Annotated in this window: 22 protein-coding genes and 1 riboswitch; of the genes, 15 read left to right on the top strand and 7 right to left on the bottom strand. The window is 38.9% G+C overall.

The window, feature by feature from the left end; all coding sequences use genetic code 11:
• Nucleotides 1-27 precede the first annotated feature (27 nt).
• The 3 genes from murI (at nucleotide 28) to M2408_RS14385 (ending at nucleotide 2,588) form a co-directional block, all read left to right on the top strand.
• Nucleotides 28-852 carry a glutamate racemase gene (gene murI, locus M2408_RS14395; RefSeq protein ID WP_259182948.1) on the top strand — a complete coding sequence of 275 codons (825 nt, stop codon included), beginning with the start codon at nucleotides 28-30 and terminating at the stop codon, nucleotides 850-852.
• 70 nt (nucleotides 853-922) lie between these two features.
• Nucleotides 923-1,168 carry a hypothetical protein gene (locus M2408_RS14390; RefSeq protein ID WP_259182947.1) on the top strand — a complete coding sequence of 82 codons (246 nt, stop codon included), beginning with the start codon at nucleotides 923-925 and terminating at the stop codon, nucleotides 1,166-1,168.
• A gap of 169 nt (nucleotides 1,169-1,337) precedes the next feature.
• Complete coding sequence (locus tag M2408_RS14385; protein WP_259182945.1) at nucleotides 1,338-2,588, top strand: PQQ-dependent sugar dehydrogenase; 1,251 nt, start codon at nucleotides 1,338-1,340, stop codon at nucleotides 2,586-2,588.
• Between the two features lie 562 nt (nucleotides 2,589-3,150).
• Here M2408_RS14385 and M2408_RS14380 read toward each other — a convergent pair.
• Together M2408_RS14380 and rlmH are read right to left on the bottom strand one after the other, a co-directional pair.
• On the bottom strand, nucleotides 3,151-3,279 hold the full coding sequence (locus tag M2408_RS14380; RefSeq protein WP_259182944.1) for a hypothetical protein: 129 nt from the start codon (nucleotides 3,277-3,279) through the stop codon (nucleotides 3,151-3,153).
• Nucleotides 3,280-3,323: 44 nt separating this feature from the next.
• Nucleotides 3,324-3,797, bottom strand: a complete 474-nt coding sequence (rlmH, locus tag M2408_RS14375) for a 23S rRNA (pseudouridine(1915)-N(3))-methyltransferase RlmH (RefSeq protein ID WP_077435332.1) — start codon at nucleotides 3,795-3,797, stop codon at nucleotides 3,324-3,326.
• A gap of 138 nt (nucleotides 3,798-3,935) precedes the next feature.
• Between rlmH and M2408_RS14370 the strand changes: the two genes are divergently transcribed.
• On the top strand, nucleotides 3,936-4,829 hold the full coding sequence (locus tag M2408_RS14370) for a DUF3078 domain-containing protein (RefSeq protein ID WP_259182942.1): 894 nt from the start codon (nucleotides 3,936-3,938) through the stop codon (nucleotides 4,827-4,829).
• A gap of 131 nt (nucleotides 4,830-4,960) precedes the next feature.
• On the opposite strand, the gene dnaB is transcribed toward M2408_RS14370, so the two are convergent.
• Nucleotides 4,961-6,574 carry a replicative DNA helicase gene (dnaB, locus tag M2408_RS14365; RefSeq protein WP_259182941.1) on the bottom strand — a complete coding sequence of 538 codons (1,614 nt, stop codon included), beginning with the start codon at nucleotides 6,572-6,574 and terminating at the stop codon, nucleotides 4,961-4,963.
• Nucleotides 6,575-6,988: 414 nt separating this feature from the next.
• Between dnaB and ubiE the strand changes: the two genes are divergently transcribed.
• From ubiE to M2408_RS14335, 6 genes are all read left to right on the top strand, one after another.
• The gene (gene ubiE / locus M2408_RS14360; RefSeq protein ID WP_259182939.1) at nucleotides 6,989-7,729 is read left to right on the top strand and encodes a bifunctional demethylmenaquinone methyltransferase/2-methoxy-6-polyprenyl-1,4-benzoquinol methylase UbiE; all 741 of its coding nucleotides are present in this window, start codon (nucleotides 6,989-6,991) and stop codon (nucleotides 7,727-7,729) included.
• A gap of 87 nt (nucleotides 7,730-7,816) precedes the next feature.
• Nucleotides 7,817-8,578 (top strand): SDR family oxidoreductase, encoded by a 762-nt coding sequence (locus M2408_RS14355; RefSeq protein ID WP_120258362.1) that lies wholly within the window; start codon nucleotides 7,817-7,819, stop codon nucleotides 8,576-8,578.
• A 10-nt stretch (nucleotides 8,579-8,588) separates the two neighbouring features.
• The gene (locus M2408_RS14350; RefSeq protein ID WP_259182937.1) at nucleotides 8,589-9,038 is read left to right on the top strand and encodes a GatB/YqeY domain-containing protein; all 450 of its coding nucleotides are present in this window, start codon (nucleotides 8,589-8,591) and stop codon (nucleotides 9,036-9,038) included.
• A gap of 86 nt (nucleotides 9,039-9,124) precedes the next feature.
• Nucleotides 9,125-9,580, top strand: a complete 456-nt coding sequence (locus M2408_RS14345) for a GNAT family N-acetyltransferase (RefSeq protein WP_259182934.1) — start codon at nucleotides 9,125-9,127, stop codon at nucleotides 9,578-9,580.
• 9 nt (nucleotides 9,581-9,589) lie between these two features.
• Nucleotides 9,590-9,964: a DUF423 domain-containing protein gene (locus M2408_RS14340; RefSeq protein ID WP_259182933.1), complete on the top strand. Its 375-nt coding sequence runs from the start codon at nucleotides 9,590-9,592 to the stop codon at nucleotides 9,962-9,964.
• Nucleotides 9,965-9,970: 6 nt separating this feature from the next.
• A riboswitch (Fluoride riboswitch) is annotated at nucleotides 9,971-10,033 on the top strand.
• 37 nt (nucleotides 10,034-10,070) lie between these two features.
• Complete coding sequence (locus tag M2408_RS14335) at nucleotides 10,071-11,318, top strand: chloride channel protein (RefSeq protein WP_259182931.1); 1,248 nt, start codon at nucleotides 10,071-10,073, stop codon at nucleotides 11,316-11,318.
• A gap of 71 nt (nucleotides 11,319-11,389) precedes the next feature.
• Here M2408_RS14335 and mgtE read toward each other — a convergent pair whose 3' ends face one another.
• The 4 genes from mgtE to M2408_RS14315 all read right to left on the bottom strand — a co-directional run bounded on the left by mgtE (nucleotide 11,390) and on the right by M2408_RS14315 (nucleotide 14,727).
• Entirely contained in the window at nucleotides 11,390-12,706 is a 1,317-nt protein-coding gene (mgtE, locus tag M2408_RS14330; protein ID WP_259182929.1) for a magnesium transporter, read from the bottom strand.
• Between the two features lie 170 nt (nucleotides 12,707-12,876).
• Nucleotides 12,877-13,587 carry a dipeptidase PepE gene (pepE, locus tag M2408_RS14325; RefSeq protein ID WP_259182928.1) on the bottom strand — a complete coding sequence of 237 codons (711 nt, stop codon included), beginning with the start codon at nucleotides 13,585-13,587 and terminating at the stop codon, nucleotides 12,877-12,879.
• 89 nt (nucleotides 13,588-13,676) lie between these two features.
• On the bottom strand, nucleotides 13,677-13,853 hold the full coding sequence (locus tag M2408_RS14320; RefSeq protein WP_259182926.1) for a ribbon-helix-helix domain-containing protein: 177 nt from the start codon (nucleotides 13,851-13,853) through the stop codon (nucleotides 13,677-13,679).
• A 10-nt stretch (nucleotides 13,854-13,863) separates the two neighbouring features.
• Nucleotides 13,864-14,727, bottom strand: a complete 864-nt coding sequence (locus M2408_RS14315) for an SPFH domain-containing protein (RefSeq protein ID WP_259182918.1) — start codon at nucleotides 14,725-14,727, stop codon at nucleotides 13,864-13,866.
• A gap of 97 nt (nucleotides 14,728-14,824) precedes the next feature.
• Here M2408_RS14315 and M2408_RS14310 point away from each other — a divergent pair, with 97 nt between their 5' ends.
• The 5 genes from M2408_RS14310 to M2408_RS14290 all read left to right on the top strand — a co-directional run bounded on the left by M2408_RS14310 (nucleotide 14,825) and on the right by M2408_RS14290 (nucleotide 20,932).
• Nucleotides 14,825-15,307 (top strand): DNA-deoxyinosine glycosylase, encoded by a 483-nt coding sequence (locus M2408_RS14310; protein WP_259182917.1) that lies wholly within the window; start codon nucleotides 14,825-14,827, stop codon nucleotides 15,305-15,307.
• 53 nt (nucleotides 15,308-15,360) lie between these two features.
• The gene (locus M2408_RS14305; protein WP_259182914.1) at nucleotides 15,361-16,539 is read left to right on the top strand and encodes an AIR synthase related protein; all 1,179 of its coding nucleotides are present in this window, start codon (nucleotides 15,361-15,363) and stop codon (nucleotides 16,537-16,539) included.
• Nucleotides 16,540-16,597: 58 nt separating this feature from the next.
• Entirely contained in the window at nucleotides 16,598-17,035 is a 438-nt protein-coding gene (locus tag M2408_RS14300) for a RimK/LysX family protein (RefSeq protein WP_120258373.1), read from the top strand.
• Between the two features lie 59 nt (nucleotides 17,036-17,094).
• Nucleotides 17,095-18,030: a 30S ribosomal protein S6--L-glutamate ligase gene (rimK, locus tag M2408_RS14295; protein ID WP_077435364.1), complete on the top strand. Its 936-nt coding sequence runs from the start codon at nucleotides 17,095-17,097 to the stop codon at nucleotides 18,028-18,030.
• Between the two features lie 160 nt (nucleotides 18,031-18,190).
• Complete coding sequence (locus M2408_RS14290) at nucleotides 18,191-20,932, top strand: DUF3857 domain-containing protein (RefSeq protein ID WP_259182909.1); 2,742 nt, start codon at nucleotides 18,191-18,193, stop codon at nucleotides 20,930-20,932.
• The last annotated feature ends 60 nt before the right edge of the window (nucleotides 20,933-20,992 follow it).

Here is a 20,992-nt window from a genome sequence, read left to right as displayed (position 1 = left end):
GGTGGATGTAACTTATGACATTGCGTTATGGATAATACACTGACTTCTGGTCCTATTGGAATTTTCGACTCCGGCTATGGCGGCCTTTCTGTATTTAAGGAAATTCAGCAGCTCCTTCCTCAATATGATTATATCTACCTAGGCGATAATGCGCGTGTTCCTTATGGCACACGGTCATTTGAGACCGTATATAATTATACCAAGCAATGTGTGTTTAAATTGTTTGATTTAGGCTGCAATCTCGTTATATTAGCCTGTAACACGGCTTCGGCAAAGGCATTGAGAACGATTCAGCAAAACGATCTTCCTCCAGGAAAAAAAGTACTTGGGGTCATTAGACCAACAACTGAAATCATCCACAATTATACGAAAACAAACAAGATCGGTATCCTCGCAACGACAGGAACGGTAAAATCTGAATCCTATAAGATCGAGATACATAAATTTAATCCGGAAATTGAGGTTTTTCAACATGACTGTCCTTTTTGGGTTCCTCTGGTTGAAAATAATGAGATCAATACAGAAGGGGCACATTATTTTGTCCAAAAAGATATCCATGAACTGTTACAGAAATCCGATCAAATAGATACCATTGTATTGGCATGTACGCATTACCCCTTATTATTACCTGTAATCGAAAAATACGTCCCAAAAAACGTCAATATTATCTCCCAGGGGCCTATCGTTGCGAAAAGTCTGCAGGAATATCTTCACCGTCATGCTGAAATAGAAACATACTGTTCAAAAAATAGCCAGTTGGCCTTCTATACCACAGACGACCCTAGGGAGTTTGAAAGCAAAGCAAAAATATTCTTCGGAAAACATGTAGATGCTAGTCACATCAGTGTTTAAAAATAAAAAGCTGCGAATTTTTAAAACTTTTGTCGTTTACCTTTCGTTATTCTAAGTAAAGGAATGTACAATGAAAAAGAACTATGTAACCATTTCATACAATCAAGAGACACAGCATTGTGAGTCAAAAGAGTTCTCAACTTTCCAGGAAAGTGCGGACTATTTTAAGACTTTTGAAACATCTGCTCAACCAAATTATATTCCGGTATGTGTCTATAATTTAAGCACAAATGCGGTATTAGAAGTAAGCGATTATTATGTCAATAAAGACAAAGAATTACAACAGATATTGACTCACTGTCTGAACACCCCCTGATTTCCCCTCAAAAATACTCAGCAAAAATTGATGGCATTGTTATCCCGCCGCGCTTTTTTTTCGCTTATGGCCGGATGTCGATAAATTTATTACATGATATCGGACAGCATTTCATTAATTTTTAATATCTTCAAACGAACAATCAGACCAAAAAAACAAGTCATTAATAATGAAAAATAAACTGACAATAAGCCTTTTAACGATATCACTTGGCTTGACCGCCTGCAATTCCAACCATGCAAATTCAAACTCCGGTTCAGATAGCACAGCGAATCCTACGGATACTACAAGCTATCCACCGGTAGAAACGCAAAAAGCAAATTCGGACTACAAACCTGCTTTTGCTGGACAGACCAGAATAGCCGGTGCTAAAACGACTACAGCTTTCGAGGGTAAAGTGATAGCCGAGGGACTAAAGTCTCCTTGGGGTATTGTAGCGCTACCTGATGGCAGACTGCTAATCACAGAGAAAGAGGGCGATATGCGTATTGCAAGTGCTGATGGCAAATTAAGCGAAGCAATAAAAGGTATACCTGCAGTCAATACAAGTGGCCAAGGGGGATTACTCGGATTGAGACTTGATCCGAATTTTAGCTCCAACCGTATGGTCTACTGGGTATTTGCTGACAATACCCCCGCAGGAACATTAACGGCTGTTGCTAAAGGCAAGCTCTCTGCGGATGAAAAATCATTTGAAGAGGCTAAGGTTATCTATCAAGCTACTCCTGCTCACAAAGGCAATCTCCATTATGGCGGACGTATCGTTTTTGACAAAGAAGGAAATATTGTTTTTAGTACCGGGGAGCGCTCCGATTTAGTGACGAGGCCTCTGGCTCAGGATCTGAATGCTGCCCTGGGCAAGATTTTGCGCATCACAAAAGACGGACAGCCTGCATCAGGCAATCCATTTATTGGAAAAGCAAATGCACGACCAGAGATCTACAGCTATGGACATCGTAATCCGCAGGGGCTTGCTTTCCATCCTGAAACTGGTGATTTATGGGAAACTGAATTTGGCCCACGTGGTGGAGATGAGCTCAACAAAATCCAGGCAGGCAACAATTATGGTTGGCCAACCATAACTTACGGAATTGAATATAAAGGAGATAAAGTTGGTGCTGGAATACAGCAAAAAGAAGGACTCGAACAACCAGTTTATTATTGGGATCCTGTGCTCTCTCCAAGTGGAATTACATTCTATACCGGACAAAACATTCCTGAATGGAAAAATAACCTCTTTATTTGCGGTTTAAGTAGCACGCATATTGCCAGAATTATTTTGAAAGATAATAAGGTTGTTGGCGAAGAACGTCTATTAGGCAGTGAAGGGCAGCGATTCAGAGATATTACACAAGGACCCGATGGGGCTTTATATGCCATTACTGATCTTGGCAGACTCTATAAAATAGATAAAAAGTAAATATAAAAAAACAGCGATGTCAGAGCTTTTCTGACATCGCTGTTTTTTTATATTCTATAAGTATCCCCACAACAGTTTTTCTTCAACCACCTACTATACGGAGGGTTCTTTTTACTTTTTGGACAGCTCCTTCAATGATGCGTTCAGGGAATTTAGCCATTAACGCTTTAGGTGAAACTCGCACTTATCCCCTATTTTTCTCAATTTTATTACTTGCGGTGCCAAATATTAAATTATAAAAAGGCCACGGCACAATCTAAAGTTTGGCTCGATTATTGATCAAATACAGTCGAAACAATAAAATATTATATGGTAAAAAAAGAAAAAATGAAAAAATTATTAGAAATTAACCCCTTATCATTCTACGTGACCAACTGGGGATTTGTCAACAACACCGAACCAAAAAGAACGCGCAAAACCTGCCAACCTTCTCCGAAAAATTAAGCGTTCTCCTCCAAACAATTTCAATCAAATTTATTAAAATCATCTGCTGATATCCTCCATACGGATATTAAGTAAGAGATTTATTCTTTTACTTAATCCGTAATTAGAGGATATCAAATTATGCAAAATAAATTGCCAATAAAATCACAATAACGATACAGGCTATCATGACGTATTTATTCAATTGGCTATTTTTCTCTCCTTCATCACTTTTATAGTGATAATCACGTTTATTCGGCAAATTCATAAGTCTGTTTTTATTAATGATGAAGTTACGGACTTTTTTCCATATTATTCATGATGATAAGGTTCACCTTTCATGATTGAAAAGGCCCGATAGAGTTGTTCTGTAAAGAATAAACGGATCATCTGATGCGAAAATGTCATTTTTGACAAGGACATTTTGGAACTGGCACGGTCATAGATCTTTTGATCAAATCCGTAAGGACCACCAATAATAAACACCATATGTTGCACACTATTGATCATCATTTTCTCCAAATAAGCAGAAAAATCCAAAGAGCGAAACTCTTTACCAAACTCATCCAGTAGTATGACCATATCCTGTGGCTGCAATTGTTTTAAAATCAATCCGGCCTCTTTGTCTTTCTGCTGCTCCTCAGAAAGGCTTTTGCTATTTTTAATGTCCGGTATCACAACGATATTAAAGTTGACATAAAACTTTAGTCTTTTGATGTATTTGTCGATTCCTTCGATCAAGTATTTATCATCTGTCTTTCCAATACAAAGTAACGTTATTTTCATAGTATCAATCAAGTCCCCAAAGTTCCGATTTTATTTAAAATATACGTAAACAAAAAGCCACAAAACAATAAACAAAGTTATTCGTTTAGTTATAGAACATTTATTTTCGCAGCATATGCACAAAAACCAAATTTTAGTATGAAAAAAATTAAATCGATCTTTCTTATTGCCTTAAGTTTAATTAGCTTTCGAAGTTTCAGCCAGGAAGCCCCTACAGATACCAGCAAAACATGGACAATCAAAGGTGAAAATACTTTTTTGATCAACCAGAGCTCGTTCTCCAATTGGGCCGCTGGGGGTGTCAATTCATTTTCGGGAAATCTTACCTTAAATTATGATTTCAATTATAAGAAAGACAAATGGTCTTGGGATAATAAAGTATTAGCAGCCTATGGTTTAACTTTCCAAAAGGAATCGGACTGGCGCAAAAATGATGATAGATTAGTATTGAATAGCTTACTGGGCCACAAAGCCTCAGAATATTGGCTATATACCTTTTTCCTGAACTTTAACACTCAATTTGCTGATGGATTTGATTATACCAAAACTCCAAAAGAGCGTATTTCACGATTTTTAGCCCCGGCATACCTAAGTTTTGGACCAGGTTTTGCCTACAAAAAGTCTGACAACTTAAGGTTTAATCTATCCCCAACGGCGGTAAGATTCGTTTTTGTCAATGATACTCTCCTTTCTACAAGATACGGACTAGACCCAGGTAAAAAAGTGAGAACTGAATTCGGAGCTTCTTTTGATGCTTATTACAAAGTAAACCTCATGGAAAATGTTTCCTTTGAAAATATCTTGAAACTCTATTCAAATTACTTGGATAAACCACAGAATGTTGACATTGACTACACTGCTAATCTCTTCATGAAGGTCAATAAGTTCATCACTGTAAATGCAGGTGTACAAATGATTTACGATGACAATACAGCAATTCCTGTTATCAAAGAAGGAAAAGAAATCGGAAAAAGAAACTCTGCTTTACAGATCAGACAGATCGTCGGAGCTGGGGTGACGTACAAATTCTAGCTGCTTAAAGTGAAAACATACAGCAATCCATTAAATATTGCTACGGTAGTTGATTAAACTTAGGTCAATAAAAAAGCCGAAATATGATATTTCGGCTTTTCCATTTATGGATACTGATGTAAAATTACAGATTAAAAGGGTGCATCGTCAGGCATATCATTCATGCGGGAAGGCATCGTAATGCCTCCGCTGAAGCCTGCTCCACCGAAGTCTTCACCAAAATTTGGTGACGGATTCAATGCTGAGGCAGAAAACGTGGTTGGAGCATCTCCAAAACCATCACCACCGCCCATTCCGGAAAACTCATCTTCAAGATCGACAAATTTAACGAATTTACCTACGAAACGAAGTGGTACGATCCCTGTTTCACCATTACGGTGCTTGGCGATAATAACTTCACCGACACCGGCTGTTGGGCGCCCTTCTTCATCTTCGGTCAAACCATAGTACTCTGGTCTATACAAGAAAAGTACCATATCGGCATCCTGCTCAATAGATCCTGATTCACGCAAATCCGATAGCATCGGCCTTTTACTATTTCCCGGTCTCGACTCCACGGCACGGCTCAACTGCGACAATGCCAGCACCGGAATACTCAACTCTTTCGCAACGGACTTCAAAGCACGGGAAATACTACCGATTTCTTGCTCACGGTTACCCCCACCCTTGCCTTCAGCTTTACCATGCATCAACTGCAAGTAATCGACAATCACCATCTGGATATCATATTGTGCTTTCAGACGACGGCATTTCGCTCTAAATTCAAAGACGTTCAATGCTGGAGTATCATCAATAATGATCGGCGCTTCTGTCAGTCGACCGATACGTGAATGCAATTGCTGCCATTCGTGATCGGCAAGATTTCCTTTTTTCAGCTTCTCTTGTTCTATTTCAGTTTCACCGGCGATAAGACGATTAACCAGCTGAACAGATGACATCTCCAGCGAGAATACAGCTACAGCCTTACCATGTTCGACAGCTGCATTTCGTGCTACAGACAATACAAACGCCGTTTTACCCATCGCTGGACGAGCGGCGATAATCACTAAGTCAGAAGGTTGCCAACCAGAAGTCATGCGATCAAGTGCAGTTAAACCCGACGGTACACCCGTCAGGCCATCTGTACGATCACGCAACATCTCAAGATTAGAAATTGCTTCACGCATAATGTCATCCATCTTACGCGAATCTCTTCTCAAGTTATTTTGTGCAATATCAAACAAGCTCTTCTCGGCATGATCCAAGAGATCAAAAATATCCGATGTTTCATCATACGAACTATTGATAATCTCAGTAGAAACTTTGATCAGTTCCCTTTGGATATATTTTTGCGAAATAATACGCGCATGGTATTCGATATTAGCGGCAGAGACAACTCGATCGGTAAGCTGTGTGATATAATAAGCTCCACCTACCATTTCCAGTGCTCCCATTCTACGTAACTCGGATGTGACTGTCAGAATATCAATAGGCGAAGTCTTTTGAAATAAGCCAAATATAGCTTCAAAAATTTTCTGATGTGATTCCTTATAAAAAGACTCTGGTTTCAAAATATCAATAATCTCGCTCAGTGCATTTTTTTCAAGCATCAATGCGCCCAAAACAGCTTCCTCAAGATCTACTGCCTGGGGCGGTAGCTTACCCAAGCCGCTGACCATGTTGTTTAATTTGGTACGGCGCTCACCATAACTACCTTTTTTGTTATTATCCGTGTTATTCGCTTCAAAATTGCTCTCGTTCATCATGATATTATATCAGAAATATAGCTTCCCAGCTCTTAAATTTAAGACGGGATAACAAATGTATAAAAAATAAAATTCACAAAGACGCTGAATTACAAACAGCATAATTAGTCCGTCAGGCACCAAACGTCAAAACGCTTTGATGGACACAGTTTTAACGACGCACTTTTCAACATTATATGTTGAAAACATGTTGAAAATAAAAAACAAGCACTTAAAATCAATACATTAAAAAGTGTTGATAACTTAAAGCATTGTGAATAACCAAAATGATCGAAATTCAAAATGATTGGGTTTAATTCTATCGGAACACCGCTCCAACTCAGCTTTGTTAAAGAGGAAAAGACTTCAGCTTTAAATCAAAAAACAAATCCTATTTTAAGCGTTAAAAATATACTTATATTGTATATTTGTAAAATGACGCACGATTCTTCAACATTAAAGCCCTATAAAGATGCCAATGATGGCAAGAAAAAACAGGTAGCGGATATGTTCAACAATATTTCCCATTCCTATGATTTCTTAAACCACTTCATGTCTTTGGGGATTGATATTATATGGCGAAAGAAAGCCATTAATGCCCTAAAGTCCATTAAACCTCAGCTCATGTTAGATGTGGCGACCGGAACAGGTGATTTTGCATTGGAATCCATCAAGATATTGAATCCAAAAAAAATAATTGGAGTAGATATCTCTCAAGGAATGCTTGATGTCGCTAAAAAGAAAATCACAAACAAAGGACTGGAAAATCAATTTGAAGTACAATTAGGCGATTCGGAAAGGCTTCAATTTGAAGACAATACCTTTGACGCTGTTACCGTTGCATTTGGTGTCCGTAACTTTGAAAACTTAGAAAAAGGATTGTCCGACATTTACCGCGTATTGAAACCCGGTGGTAAGGCCGTTATTTTGGAGTTTTCGAATCCCAAAAAATTCCCTATAAAGCAGCTCTACAATTTCTACTTCAAATATGTAACACCGACCATTGGAAAATTCTTCTCAAAAGATGCCAGTGCTTACGAATATTTACCGGAATCCGTTGCTCAGTTCCCAGATGGACAGAAATTTGTTGCAATAAATAAAAAAGCTGGCTTTGACCAAACGATTGTAAGACCACAAACATTTGGTATCTGCACGATTTATATTGCGACAAAATAGGTCTATCAAGGACTCATGGATTGAGTTTTATCAACAGATGAAATTACAGTCAGCAATGAGATTTACTATTTCAACTAGTTAAAAAATATGACAAAGACAGTTTTCATCACAGGAGCAAGTTCAGGTATTGGTCAAGCCTGTGCTGAAGTGTTGGCGAAGGAAGGCTACAACCTTTTGCTTTGTGCCCGTAGACTAAATCGACTGGATATATTGAAGGAAAAATTGAATTCAATCTATCCCCACATCAAAATTCATACGTTTGAATTGGATGTCAGAGATTCAGAACAGGTTCAAAACCAAATAAACGGTTTACCAGAGGAATGGAAAACAATCCATGTATTGATCAATAATGCAGGGCTTAGCCAAGGTCTGGATCCAATCCAGGATGGCGATATCGGTGACTGGGATAGAATGATCGACACCAATGTCAAAGGACTACTTTATGTCAGCAAAGCAGTCATCCCATTAATGGATACCGCAAATGGGGCACATATTGTCAATTTAGGCTCCATCGCAGGCAAAGAAGTATATCCAAATGGTAATGTATACTGCGCGAGCAAACATGCGGTAGATGCGCTAACAAAAGCGATGCGTATAGACTTACTTTCCAAGGGTATAAAAGTAACTTCTATCGACCCCGGTATGGTTGAAACAGAATTCTCTGAGGTTCGCTTTCATGGAGACAAAGAAAGAGCAAAAAGCGTGTATACAGGTGTACAGCCTTTGACCGGTACCGACATTGCCGAAACTATTCTTTTCGTCATCACCAGACCAGCTCATGTTAATATCAACGATCTATTAATAATGCCGACAGCACAGGCTACAGGCACGATTGTCAATCGAAAATAATTTAAATATCATGTCATTAGAAACACAAATAAATCAAGACATTAAAGCAGCAATGATTGCAAAAAATACGGCAGCATTGCGTGGATTACGTGCGATTAAGGCAGCTATTCTCCTCGCGAAAACGGAGAAAGGCCATGCAGAAGATCTGAATCAAGAAGCTGAAATTAAAGTTTTACAAAAACTGGTAAAACAAAGACGTGAATCTGCTGAAATCTATAAGACTCAAAATCGTGAGGATCTTTACCAAATCGAGGTAGAAGAAGAAAAAGTGATTGAAGCTTACCTTCCTAAACAAATGAGCAAAGAGGAAGTAGAGTCTGTTATCAAAGCGATCATCGCTGAGACCGGCGCTTCATCCATTAAAGAAATGGGAAAAGTAATGGGTGCTGCTAATCAAAAATTAGCCGGACAAGCTGACGGAAAAACAATTTCCGAAGTTGTAAAAAGCCTATTGGCATAATTCTCCCCTTTATTAACACAAATTGAGTTACCGAACAATCTTCAGTGTGTGGTCGGAAACTCAATTTCCCCTCTTTATTCGCTATCATGCAATATAATTGGAAACTTAAGACTTTTGAAGAGCTAACAAACCGTGAATTGTACCGTATTTTAAAATTACGTACAGAGGTTTTTGTATTGGAACAGGAGTGTCTATATCCTGAACTGGATGATAAAGATTACGTCTGTCTGCATCTTTGGGTCGAGCAGGATGGAGAGATTGTCGCTTACACCCGTTTAGTCCCAGCTGGAATTTCATATCCACAACCTTCCATCGGACGTGTTATTGTTGTGAAAGAAGCCAGAGGCACAGGCCTAAGCCAACTGCTTATGCATAAATCTATTGAAGCTACTTTAGACGCTTTTGGACCTCAGGATATTCAAATCGGTGCGCAATTCCACTTAAAGTCATTCTATGAGAAATTAGGATTTGAGCAAAACTCTGAACCTTATCCAGATTACGGAATCCTTCACATTGACATGACTAAATCTATTATCAAATAGACTATTTTTATGAATAATATTGTAATCATTACTGCTGCCCTATTGGGCGCGTTGGCAATTATACTTGGGGCCTTTGGAGCGCACGCATTCAAAAAAATTCTATCGCCCGAAAAACTGGATTCATTTGAAGTGGGTGTTCGATATCAAATGTATGCGGCGATCACCTTATTGGTTCTTGGGCTAAACCTATCCTTTGAATATCAATCTGAAAGAGTTGCCTATTATTTAATTACATCAGGTAGCCTTTTGTTTTCCGTAAGTATTTATTTTCTTTCGTTTGCAGAATACTGGAAAAAAAACCTAAAATTTCTTGGACCAATCACTCCTCTAGGGGGATTATTGATGATCCTCGGCTGGATTGCAATTATCATTCGTTTTTTATAACTTTGTCTAACATATGGCAATGATGTCTGCCTTGAACCGCCCTAATAAGCTGATGACGTCTACTTCTTAGTATAAAAACAACAAATTTTATATAAAGTGTAGACTTATGGCTATCAGAATTTCAAATCAACCACCTCAAATTAATCTCCATTTTATTTCTAAATGGCTTATTACTTGCTGTATAATAGGCTTTAGTGTTGGATCAATCTGTGCATTTTTTCTTTTTTCGCTGAATTGGGTCACACAGTATAGAGAAAACAATTCTTGGATAATCTATGGATTACCACTTGCAGGTTTGGTTATTGCCCTATCCTATCAGCGCTGGGGCAACCCTTCAAGCAAAGGGAATAATCTCCTAATCGAAGAATATCTTCGTCCCCAACGCAGGATACCGCTTGTTATGGCACCACTTGTACTATTCGGAACTTTACTGACCCACCTATTTGGCGGATCAGCCGGACGTGAAGGAACAGCAGTTCAGATTGGCGGAGCAATAGCCGATCAGCTCAACCGTTGGTTTGATTTCGACAAAACCGAACGACGCATCCTGATATCTATCGGTATTACAGCCGGTTTTGCTGCCGTCTTTGGCACCCCGCTAGCTGGAACTATCTTCGGCCTTGAAGTCCTGCTCATTGGTAAAAAAAGATATTTTGGTATCCTCCCCTGCCTTCTCACAGCCTATATCGCAAATTTTAGCTGTCAATTATGGCATGTACCGCACACACATTACCCAATACATGAAATGATCCCTGCGCTTTCTTTAAGCAATATTGGGTTTAGTTTGATTGCTGGGATTTTATTTGGCTTGGCAGCCTGGTTGTTCACCCTCACCGGAGACTTCTTCAGTGCTCAATTTAAAAAGATCAAATCTCCTCTACTCAGACCTGTTATCGGCGGTATCATCATCGTGATTACGGTGGTATTGCTAAAAAGCACAAAATATATCGGCTTAGGTATTCCAATGATTCAGGAGGCTTTCAATAATCCCTCGGATTATTACGATTTCTTAATCAAATTGGTCTTAACCACATTTACCCTTTCTGCCGGTTTTAAAGGCGGAGAAGTGACACCATTGTTTTTTATCGGGGCTACTCTTGGCAGTGCACTCAGCGGCTTTATCCCACTCCCGCTTGGATTATTGGCTGCGATGGGCTTTGTTGCCGTATTCTCTGGCGCTACAAATACACCCTTAGCTTGCATTATTATGGGCTATGAACTTTTCGGCTTCCAACCCGTTTTTTTTATAGCAATTGCTTGCATAGCCGCATTTATATTCTCCGGAAAAAAAGGAATTTATGTTGCCCAGAAAGGTGGAATTAAAGAAAAATTGTATCGAAAATTGAATTTGTAATTCAGTCAATAAAAAAAAGCATAAAACCAAGCTGTGGTTTTATGCTTTTTTCTATATTTTTTCTGAAAGGCTTACAATAATTTACCTTGCAAAAAGAATGCTGCAACGGTAAAATAAATAATCAATCCCGAAACGTCCACTAACGTTGCTACAAAGGGTGCTGATGCCGTGGCTGGATCCAATCCAAATCGACGCAAGATAAATGGAATAAATGAACCAGACAGCGTTCCCCACAACACGATAAACACCAAAGATACTGCTACTGTAAGACCTATGGCAATCCAATACGGACCGTAGTCATACAGACCAAGAAAATGCCAGGCCAGTATCCGTAGGAAACCAATAGTACCTAATATCCCACCCAAAATCAATCCGGAAGAAACTTCCCTTTTCATCACATACCACCAATCTTTGAGTTTCAATTCGCCCAGAGCCATGGCACGAATAATAAGTGACGCTGCCTGTGAACCTGAATTTCCACCACTGGAAATAATTAGGGGAACAAATAATGCCAATACAACAGCCTTTTCCAGCTCTCCTTCAAAAAAGCCCATAGCTGACGCTGTAAGCATCTCACTGAAAAACAATATAATAAGCCATCCCGCCCGTTTTTGTACTAATTGAAGTAATGGCGTCTTAGTATATGCCAGATCCAGCTCCTCCATACCCCCAAATCGTTGAATATCCTCGGTGTCACGATCTTCTATCCGGTCTAATACATCATCAAATGTCACAATCCCGACCAATACGCCCGCTTCGGTAATAATCGGCAAAGCACTTCGGTCGTATTTCTGGAAAATCTCGAAGGCATCCTCCATGGGTGTGGAAGCTTTAATAGCCGCAAAATTATAATCGATTAAGTCCGAAATCTTTGTAGATCCATCAGACAATAGCAATTGACCAATTTTCAAATCGTCAATCAACACATTTTTCTCGTCAACGACATAAATGAAATTGAGTGTTTCCGCTTTTCTTCCAAAGACTTTAATGTGCCGAAACACATCATCCACTGTATAATAGGGACGTACCTGCACATACATGGGTGTCATCAGTCGGGCGATACTATCTTCTTTATATCCGATCAACTCCAGCGCCATCTGCTTTTCACGCTCGTTCAAGAGATTAATCAGATATTTAATCAGATCATCCGGCAATTCAGAAAGCAACTCGTTTCGCGTATCCGGCTTTAGATTATTCAGCAATTCGGACAACTCCTGCTCGGTCATTGATTTAATCAATGTATATTGGACATCTACTTCCAAAAAAGAAAAGATTTCCAATCTTTCCTCTAGCGGATAGTCCATAAAATGTTGATGTTGCTCACCTTTATTTAGACGCGATATTTCTTCCGCAATATCGGCTGGGTGTAATGCTGAATTTTGTTCCATTGGAAGAAAATTTTAATGGATTTAGCGCAAAAGTAGTTTATTTTGTATGATATCCAATCATCTACAAAAGTATTTTTTAAAGAAGAAAGACCCAATATTTATTGAATGTGACTGCAGGCCGCTTTTACTTTATTATTAAGATACAAAAAGAGTGCAGACTTTACATAATCTTAAAAATTAATTAATCCAGGCGCGAGTTCCACGGCGTCCATATTCGGTCTGAATAAACGGGCAGTCAACGTTCCTTCAAGTTCTATTTCTCCTTGACTTACTTTGAGCCAGCTTCCCTCCCGAAGCCCGACGACAGGTTGCGAATTAAATTGATGAAACTCCTGGATACGGGTTTCACGGGTTTCTCCTTTATGTGTCGAATTTATATCCGGATCCAAAAAATGTGGATTAATATTAAAAGGCAAAAATCCCAAGGCATCAAAACTAGGTGGATAGACAATAGGCATATCGTTCGTTGTACCAATTGTCAAACCTGTCAGATTAGATCCAGCGGAAGTACCTACATAGGGAATTCCTTTCCCTACCTGTACACGTAGTTGATGCACAAGATCCAGATCATACAAGGTCTTCAACAACAAGAATGTATTTCCCCCACCAACAAAAATTGCTTTTGCTTCCTGGATGGCCTTTTTCTTGTTCTCGAATTCATGTAATCCGGTTACCTTTATATTCTTATCGCGGAGAGCCTCCTGAACTTTCGCCGTGTACGCATCAAAAGAAATTCCAGATGGTCGGGCAAAAGGAACAAATAACAACTCATCAGATGCAATAAACTTCACAAAATCTTCTTTAATATATTCCAGGAGTTCACTACCATGGACGGTACTTGTGCTTACGACCAATAAATTATAAACGGGATTGATCACCATATCTTATTACTTAATATTATTTAACAAAAAAATGCACCTTTGGCTTCATTTACAACGAAGCCAAAGGTACATTTTTAGTTCTTGATTCTTTATTTTTTATCTGCGGACTTTTTATCCGCACTCAATCTTTTATTTTCTTGCAACGCTTTATGTAAAAGATATTCAATCTGCCCATTAACACTCCGAAACTCATCCGCAGCCCATTTTTCCAATGCTTTGTACATCTGGTCATCGAGCCGCAACATAAAGTTCTTTTTATCTGCCATTTTATTCAATTTATTGATACAAAGTACCGGTATTTACAATTGGGGTTGCAGCCTTTTCTCCACAAAGTACGACCATAAGGTTACTTACCATAGCTGCTTTTTTCTCATTGTCCAATTCTACTATATCTTTTTCGGATAATTTTTTAAGTGCCATTTCAACCATTCCTACGGCACCATCGACAATCTTAGAACGTGCAGCAACGATTGCAGCGGCTTGTTGCCTTTGGAGCATCGCCCCAGCGATTTCGGATGCATAAGCTAAATGGCTAATTCGAGCTTCTTTAATAATAACTCCCGCAGGTGCTAAACGATCGGCCAGCTCCTGCTCGAGGATATGATTAACGGTATCCCCTCCTTCGCGCAAAGTGATCTCAGCCCCCTCGTCCTCGAGATTATCATAAGGAAAACTTCCTGCAAGATGCCGCACAGCCGCCTCACTTTGAGTACGGACGTACGAAGTATAGTTGCTTACGTCGTAAGCGGCTTTATAGGTATCCCCTACTTGCCATACAATAACTGCACCTATCTCAATCGGGTTTCCCATCTTATCATTTACTTTCAGCGTTTGCCCCTGTAAGTTGTCCGAACGCAGACTGATCTTGATTGTAGAATACAACGGATTAACAAAAAACAAACCGTTTTCTTTGACCGTACCCACATATTTACCAAAGAAATTCAAAACACGTGAATGATTTGGATTAATAATCATTAATCCCTTCAGGATAAAAAATGTTCCAATCATTAAGGCTACGCCAAGTACAACATAAAGCGAACTCGTATCGACATTTACAAACGAAAATATAGCAGCTATAAAAGAAGCTACCGCAATTAACAGGGCTAAATAGCCCGACATAGGTTTAATTAACTTTTCCATAATTTATTAATATATATTTGATATCATTTTAATATCATAAATATAGCAAAAAATACTCCATATTTCAAAGCCAAAATTTTTATTACTATTTTTGATCATGCTCAAACGGTCCTTTTTACCTCTTGTGAATGCCAACACAAAAACACTCATTCTCGGATCTCTACCCGGGGATAAATCATTGGAGCAAAATGAATATTATGCACATCCCCAAAATCGATTTTGGAAAGTGATCCGGCATTTATATAACAGCCCAGATGCGACAAACTATGCTGACAAAATAAACCTGCTAGTGAACAATGGTATTGGCCTTTGGGATGTATGTGCTGAAGCTTCTCGTCCCGGCAGCATGGATTTAGCGATCAAAGATGAAAGTCCCAATCCAATTATAGCTCTGCTTGAGGCAAATCCCACAATAAAACTGGTCGTTTTTAATGGACAGAAAGCCCACAACTTATACTTAAAGTATTTTAGGAAAAAGGAAAACATTACCTATATATGTCTCCCCAGCACAAGCCCAGCTAATGCAAAAACAAACCTCGAAAAACTCATCGTGCATTGGCGAGCGATCATAAGTGATTAAATTACACAAATAAGGTTCGTTAATTCAGCGCTATTGTTTATTTTTGCGCTAAGATGTCAGATTTAAAATACAATCAACGAGGTGTATCCGCTGGAAAAGAGGATGTGCACAATGCGATAAAAAATATCGACAAGGGTCTGTTTCCCAAAGCATTTTGTAAAATCATTCCCGATATTTTGGGTGGAGATCAGGACTGGTGCAATATTATGCATGCTGATGGTGCTGGCACCAAATCTTCCTTAGCCTATGTATATTGGAAAGAAACAGGAGATATTTCGGTTTGGAAAGGCATTGCACAAGATGCAATTATCATGAATATTGACGATTTACTCTGTGTTGGAGCAACCGATAATATTCTACTCTCATCCACAATCGGAAGGAATAAAAATCTTATTCCTGGGGAAGTCATTGCAGAAATCATTAATGGTACAGAAGAAATATTGTCTGAACTTCGTGATTTAGGTATCGGTATTTATTCAACCGGTGGTGAAACTGCCGACGTTGGTGATCTGGTACGTACAATAATTGTTGATAGCACAGTGACATGTCGTATGAAACGTGAAGATGTCATTTCAAATCACAAAATCAAAGGGGGCAATGTAATTGTCGGTTTAGCATCCAATGGAAAAGCGAACTATGAGAAAGCCTATAATGGCGGGATGGGTTCCAATGGTTTAACCTCTGCACGTCATGACGTATTTAACAAAAAAATAGCAGAGAAATATCCAGAAGCATATGACCCTGCAGTTCCATACGAACTTGTTTTTGCAGGAAGCCAAGACTTAACCAATGACATCGTAGTGGAGACGGGCGAAAAAGTGACTGCGGGTAAACTCGTACTTTCAGCCACGCGTACCTACGCTCCAATCATTAAAAATATATTAGATAAATACCGTTCTCAAATTGACGGAATGGTGCATTGTTCGGGAGGAGCACAAACTAAAGTACTTCACTTCGTTGACAATGTACATATCATTAAAGACAATCTTTTCCCGATCCCACCGCTCTTCGAATTGATACAGAAAGAATCTAATACAGACTGGAAAGAGATGTATAAGGTATTTAATATGGGACACCGTATGGAATTATATGTACCTGAAGCTATTGCTGCGGACATTATTGCCATTTCCGAGTCGTTCGGCGTTCCGGCTCAAATTATTGGTCGTGTGGAAGAGGCAACTTCTAAAAAAGTAACGATTACATCTCCTTTTGGAGATTTTATTTACGAATAAAATAGGAATGCACCAAGCTCTTCAATAGAGATTGGTGCATCTATTCCATTTGGTTTAAATGAAAGAAAAACTTCTCGTGGGTTGGAAAGAGACCCTAGATTTACCTGAATTAGGAATATTTGGCATAGAAGCAAAAATCGATACCGGTGCCGCTTCATCTGTTTTGCATTGTAATTCCTATAAAATCGTTAATGAAGACGGTCAGGACTGGATTCTCTGTGAACTCATTACCAATTTCGAGACAGAAGAAACCAAAGTCCTAAAATTAAGACTTTACAAAACTAAACTTGTTAAAAGTTCATTTGGTCAGGAAGAAAAGCGTTACTACATCCGAACTACTGCGAAGCTTTATGATCAGGTTTTCAGTATCAAGATTTCATTTCGAAATCGCTCCAAAATGACTTACCCCATGCTTTTAGGAAAGAATTTTCTATACCGCAGATTTTTGGTCGACGTTTCCAAAGAAAATCTCTCCTTGAAGTCCCCGTCAAAATAAAAACAAATAGCAAAGCTATTTTGTTATCTTAGCACAAAAATATATTCAATATACAAACCGTGAAAATTGCCGTATTATCGACAGTAAAGAGTTTATACTCAACTCGTCGTCTCGTAGAAGCTGCCCAACAAAGAGGACACGAATGTGTTGTCATAGATCACAGTAAGTGTTACGTTGGCATTCAACAAGGTAAACCCAGTATTCATTACAAAGGACAGGATCTCAGTGGTATTGACGCTATCATTCCCCGAATAGGCGCTTCGGTTACCTTTTATGGTTCGGCTATTGTTAGACAATTTGAGGTGATGGATGTAATTTCCGCAAATCCAAGTCAAGCGATTACCAGATCCAGAGATAAATTGAGATGTCTGCAGATCTTGTCCGGTGCAGGTATTGGACTTCCAATTACGGGCTTTGCTCGTACAGCATCCGATGTTGATGATCTCATCAGTATGGTCGGCGGCGCTCCATTAGTGATCAAACTATTGGAAGGTACACAAGGGATTGGTGTTGTTTTAGCAGAAACTAAGAAAGCAGCTTCATCTGTTATAGAAGCGTTCTACGGCCTCGGAAATAATATTTTGATCCAAGAGTTCATCAAAGAGTCTAAAGGCTCTGATATCCGAGCTTTTGTGGTTGACGGAAAAGTTGTGGGGGCGATGAAACGTACGGCTAAGGAAGGTGAATTTCGTTCCAACATACACCGCGGTGGTACAGCGCAGGTCATACGCCTAAGTAAGGCCGAAAGAGAAACTGCCATTGCTGCCGCAGCCCAATTAGGACTTACGGTATGTGGCGTAGATATGATTCCTTCAGACCGGGGACCGCTGGTCCTGGAGGTGAATTCCTCCCCTGGGCTGGAAGGTATAGAAAAAGCCACGAAAAAGGACATTGCTTCTGAAATCATTCAATACATCGAAAGACAGTATGAAATGAAACAGGCACAAATGCCTAAAGTGGTGAAGAAAAAGAAAAAAAGAGAGAGTAAACTATAATATCTCCGGATTAAAAGATAAAAGGGTTGCCTGTGTACACAGGCAACCCTTTTATCTTTTTAGACAGCCAGATTTTTACTCCATAAAGATTATTAATGATCCTTAAATTAAGCTACAGTTAAGTCCAAATTTTACTTATCTTAGGTTAAATTATTAATTGATGAAAAGATTTAGCCATCTTCTATTAGCTTTTGCACTCGTACTAGCTGCATGCTCTTGGTCATTAGCCCAAACATCCATTCAAAAAACAGCATCACCAAGTTGGCTTCGGTCCGCCACAAAAAAGCCTATAAAACCAAATTTGGATGATATTAGTGATGGGTATTACTATGAATTAATCGAGCATCAAATAAACTTAGCGAGCCAAACAAAATATTATAAGGACATAAAAGTAGTATTTGATCAAAGTGGAATCGAAAATCTAGGACAAGTTCAGGTAACTTTTGATCCGCATTTCCAAAAACTTCAATTACATGAGTTGAAGATCATTCGTAACGGGAAAGATATTAACTTATTACCGCAAGCAAAATTCAATCTCCTCGCATCCGAAACGGAGCTTTCGAGATCTATCTACAATGGAAGTCAGATGGCCCATTGTGTCCTGGAGGATTTGCGTAAAGACGACAAGATTGTATTTGCTTATTCAATAATTGGTGCAAACCCTGTATTTGAAAATAAATTTTTCGACACCTATTATTTACGCGGCTATGAGCCTACCGGCTTGGTTCATCTTAATTATATTGTCCCTCAAGGTCGTAAACTTCAATTCAAAAGTTTCAACGGCGCTTCAGAAGTACAACAACAATCCGCGGGAAATACAACCAATTTCTTTTGGGAACTGACCGAAGATAAAACAGTACAATACGAAAATTATAGTCCGGCTTGGTATAGCCCTTTAAAATATATCCAGTGTTCAGAATTCAATACTTGGCTGGAAGTAGATCAATGGAATAATAGGATCAATCCCATCCCACAGATTGCTCCGTCAAGCGCACTTCAAACTTTCGTTAATCAACTATGGAAAGAGTCAAATGGACAGCCCTATGTGTACCTAAAAAAGGCCTGTGACTTTGTACAAAACGAAATACGGTATATGGGTATTGAGATGGGCGAATATTCACACCGGGCGAATGTACCCGAAAAAGTGTTTTCGCAGCGCTACGGCGATTGCAAAGATAAGTCAATGCTGCTGGCGACAATACTTAAAAACAAGAACATTGGCGTAGGACTGGTATTAGCCAATACCTATAAGGATCGCGGGCTACAAGAGGAACTCCCATCGCCTTATGCTTTCAACCACATGGTTATTGAGGTGAATGTTGACGGACGTTACCAATATATAGATCCAACCATCACCAATCAAGGTGGAGATATCAAAAACAGATATTTCCCTGCCTATGGAAAAGTACTCTCAGCGATGGGTAAAGGGAAACTGACAGATGTTCCGCAGAATATTACCGGAAATATTAAAGTCAGGGAAACTTTGACACTTGAAGGCAAATTCGAAGCTACCCTTGATGTACGAACTATTTATCTCGGTAACGAAGCGGACAATATGCGTACTTATTTTCAAAGTAGTGCCAAAAACGATATACAGAAGCAATACCTAGAGTACTATGCAAAAACCTATCCCAAAATCAATAAAATCACCAATGTCCAATACAAAGATGATATTGAAAACAATCGTGTGGAGATCATCGAAAAATACAAAATAAAAAATATCGGAAAAGCAGAAAACGGATCTTCTAAAAAATATATTTCCATGTTGGGCACAAATATCAACGACAAGCTGCCCGAAATTATGGAAGATCGTATAGCTCCACTAAGCCTGCCTTTCCCCAATGATATCGAATATGAAATCTACGTGGTTAACAAGGGGAAAAAACTATTTGGCAACCATAGAGAAAATAGTTATTTCGACCGTAATGCCTATGTATTCGGTAAAACATTGGAGATAAATCCAGATAGTATTAAAATTGCTTATACCTTAGGTTTTCATGAACCCTTTGTTGAACAAAAAGATCTGAAACAGTATTATACGGATTTTGCTGATCGCGACAATATCTTTTTCAATGGTTTCTATCTTGACGCTGACGGATATGTGACAGATGGAATAACGAACTTGGGTACACCCACATCATCGAAGGAGATTAATTGGTTCACCCTGCTTTTATTCATCGTCTCAGTACCGACTGTGATCTGGTATATTGTTAAAAAGTATAACAAGAGTAAACCTATTATCATCAAACCCTATGATGAGGTTTATTACGATCAAATAGGCGGATGGATGATCGTACTCCTTATTGGGTTATTTATCAATATATTGACTTTATCTGGTATATTTTTCTTCCAGCAGTCCTTTTTTAATTTAAACACCTGGCAAGCAGTTGATCAGGTAGCCGGTATTTCATCCTTTTCATATAAAATTCTACTGCTAGTAGAAATGATTGGTAACGTATTGATCCTTGCTGGTTTAATTTATAGCGCTATCCTACTGATCAAAAAAAGGGATATTTTTGCCCAGACTTTCTTTATTGTCGCTCTATTTATGGCCATATTCTGTACAATTGATGGAATTGCATACTATTTTATTTTCAACGGATATTTAGATAAAACAGAAGACCTATTCACGACCTACAAAGATAATATTAGAGCAATCCTCTTTTTCTGTATCTGGGGAACTTACGCATATAACTCCGAACGTGTCAAAGGTACCTGTCTTCGAACATATGACGATGACAATCCTATGCAGCGGGCCATAACTCCTCACCCGTTTGATCAGGATTTCTTAAAGCCCTATCCCATACAAGAACAAAATACGGAAACTGAATCCAGAGAATATAAAACACAAAAAGGCGAAGTAGATCAGGAGCAGCCTGATGATAATCAAGCTAAAAACTAGATGATATTTCTAAATAAAAAAGGGTTTTGCATTACATAATGCAAAACCCTTTTTTATTGG

The sequence above is a fragment of the Sphingobacterium sp. BIGb0165 genome, from assembly GCF_024810095.1.
Taxonomy (GTDB): domain Bacteria; phylum Bacteroidota; class Bacteroidia; order Sphingobacteriales; family Sphingobacteriaceae; genus Sphingobacterium; species Sphingobacterium detergens.
Note: the sequence above shows the minus strand (reverse complement) of the source record. Positions and strands in the feature narration are given on the sequence as shown.

Excerpts from the sequence above, each read along its gene's own strand:
- M2408_RS14310 (WP_259182917.1), top strand. The coding sequence starts at position 14,825 with ATGCTCAAACGGTCCTTTTTACCTCTTGTGAATGCCAACACAAAAACA.
- rlmH (WP_077435332.1), bottom strand. The coding sequence starts at position 3,797 with ATGAAAATAACGTTACTTTGTATTGGAAAGACAGATGATAAATACTTG.
- murI (WP_259182948.1), top strand. The coding sequence starts at position 28 with ATGGATAATACACTGACTTCTGGTCCTATTGGAATTTTCGACTCCGGC.
- M2408_RS14390 (WP_259182947.1), top strand. The coding sequence starts at position 923 with ATGAAAAAGAACTATGTAACCATTTCATACAATCAAGAGACACAGCAT.
- mgtE (WP_259182929.1), bottom strand. The coding sequence starts at position 12,706 with ATGGAACAAAATTCAGCATTACACCCAGCCGATATTGCGGAAGAAATA.
- M2408_RS14385 (WP_259182945.1), top strand. The coding sequence starts at position 1,338 with ATGAAAAATAAACTGACAATAAGCCTTTTAACGATATCACTTGGCTTG.
- M2408_RS14370 (WP_259182942.1), top strand. The coding sequence starts at position 3,936 with ATGAAAAAAATTAAATCGATCTTTCTTATTGCCTTAAGTTTAATTAGC.
- M2408_RS14315 (WP_259182918.1), bottom strand. The coding sequence starts at position 14,727 with ATGGAAAAGTTAATTAAACCTATGTCGGGCTATTTAGCCCTGTTAATT.
- M2408_RS14345 (WP_259182934.1), top strand. The coding sequence starts at position 9,125 with ATGCAATATAATTGGAAACTTAAGACTTTTGAAGAGCTAACAAACCGT.
- M2408_RS14305 (WP_259182914.1), top strand. The coding sequence starts at position 15,361 with ATGTCAGATTTAAAATACAATCAACGAGGTGTATCCGCTGGAAAAGAG.
- ubiE (WP_259182939.1), top strand. The coding sequence starts at position 6,989 with ATGACGCACGATTCTTCAACATTAAAGCCCTATAAAGATGCCAATGAT.
- M2408_RS14290 (WP_259182909.1), top strand. The coding sequence starts at position 18,191 with ATGAAAAGATTTAGCCATCTTCTATTAGCTTTTGCACTCGTACTAGCT.
- M2408_RS14350 (WP_259182937.1), top strand. The coding sequence starts at position 8,589 with ATGTCATTAGAAACACAAATAAATCAAGACATTAAAGCAGCAATGATT.
- pepE (WP_259182928.1), bottom strand. The coding sequence starts at position 13,587 with ATGGTGATCAATCCCGTTTATAATTTATTGGTCGTAAGCACAAGTACC.
- M2408_RS14380 (WP_259182944.1), bottom strand. The coding sequence starts at position 3,279 with ATGAATTTGCCGAATAAACGTGATTATCACTATAAAAGTGATGAAGGA.
- M2408_RS14335 (WP_259182931.1), top strand. The coding sequence starts at position 10,071 with ATGGCTATCAGAATTTCAAATCAACCACCTCAAATTAATCTCCATTTT.
- M2408_RS14300 (WP_120258373.1), top strand. The coding sequence starts at position 16,598 with ATGAAAGAAAAACTTCTCGTGGGTTGGAAAGAGACCCTAGATTTACCT.
- dnaB (WP_259182941.1), bottom strand. The coding sequence starts at position 6,574 with ATGATGAACGAGAGCAATTTTGAAGCGAATAACACGGATAATAACAAA.
- M2408_RS14320 (WP_259182926.1), bottom strand. The coding sequence starts at position 13,853 with ATGGCAGATAAAAAGAACTTTATGTTGCGGCTCGATGACCAGATGTAC.
- M2408_RS14355 (WP_120258362.1), top strand. The coding sequence starts at position 7,817 with ATGACAAAGACAGTTTTCATCACAGGAGCAAGTTCAGGTATTGGTCAA.
- M2408_RS14340 (WP_259182933.1), top strand. The coding sequence starts at position 9,590 with ATGAATAATATTGTAATCATTACTGCTGCCCTATTGGGCGCGTTGGCA.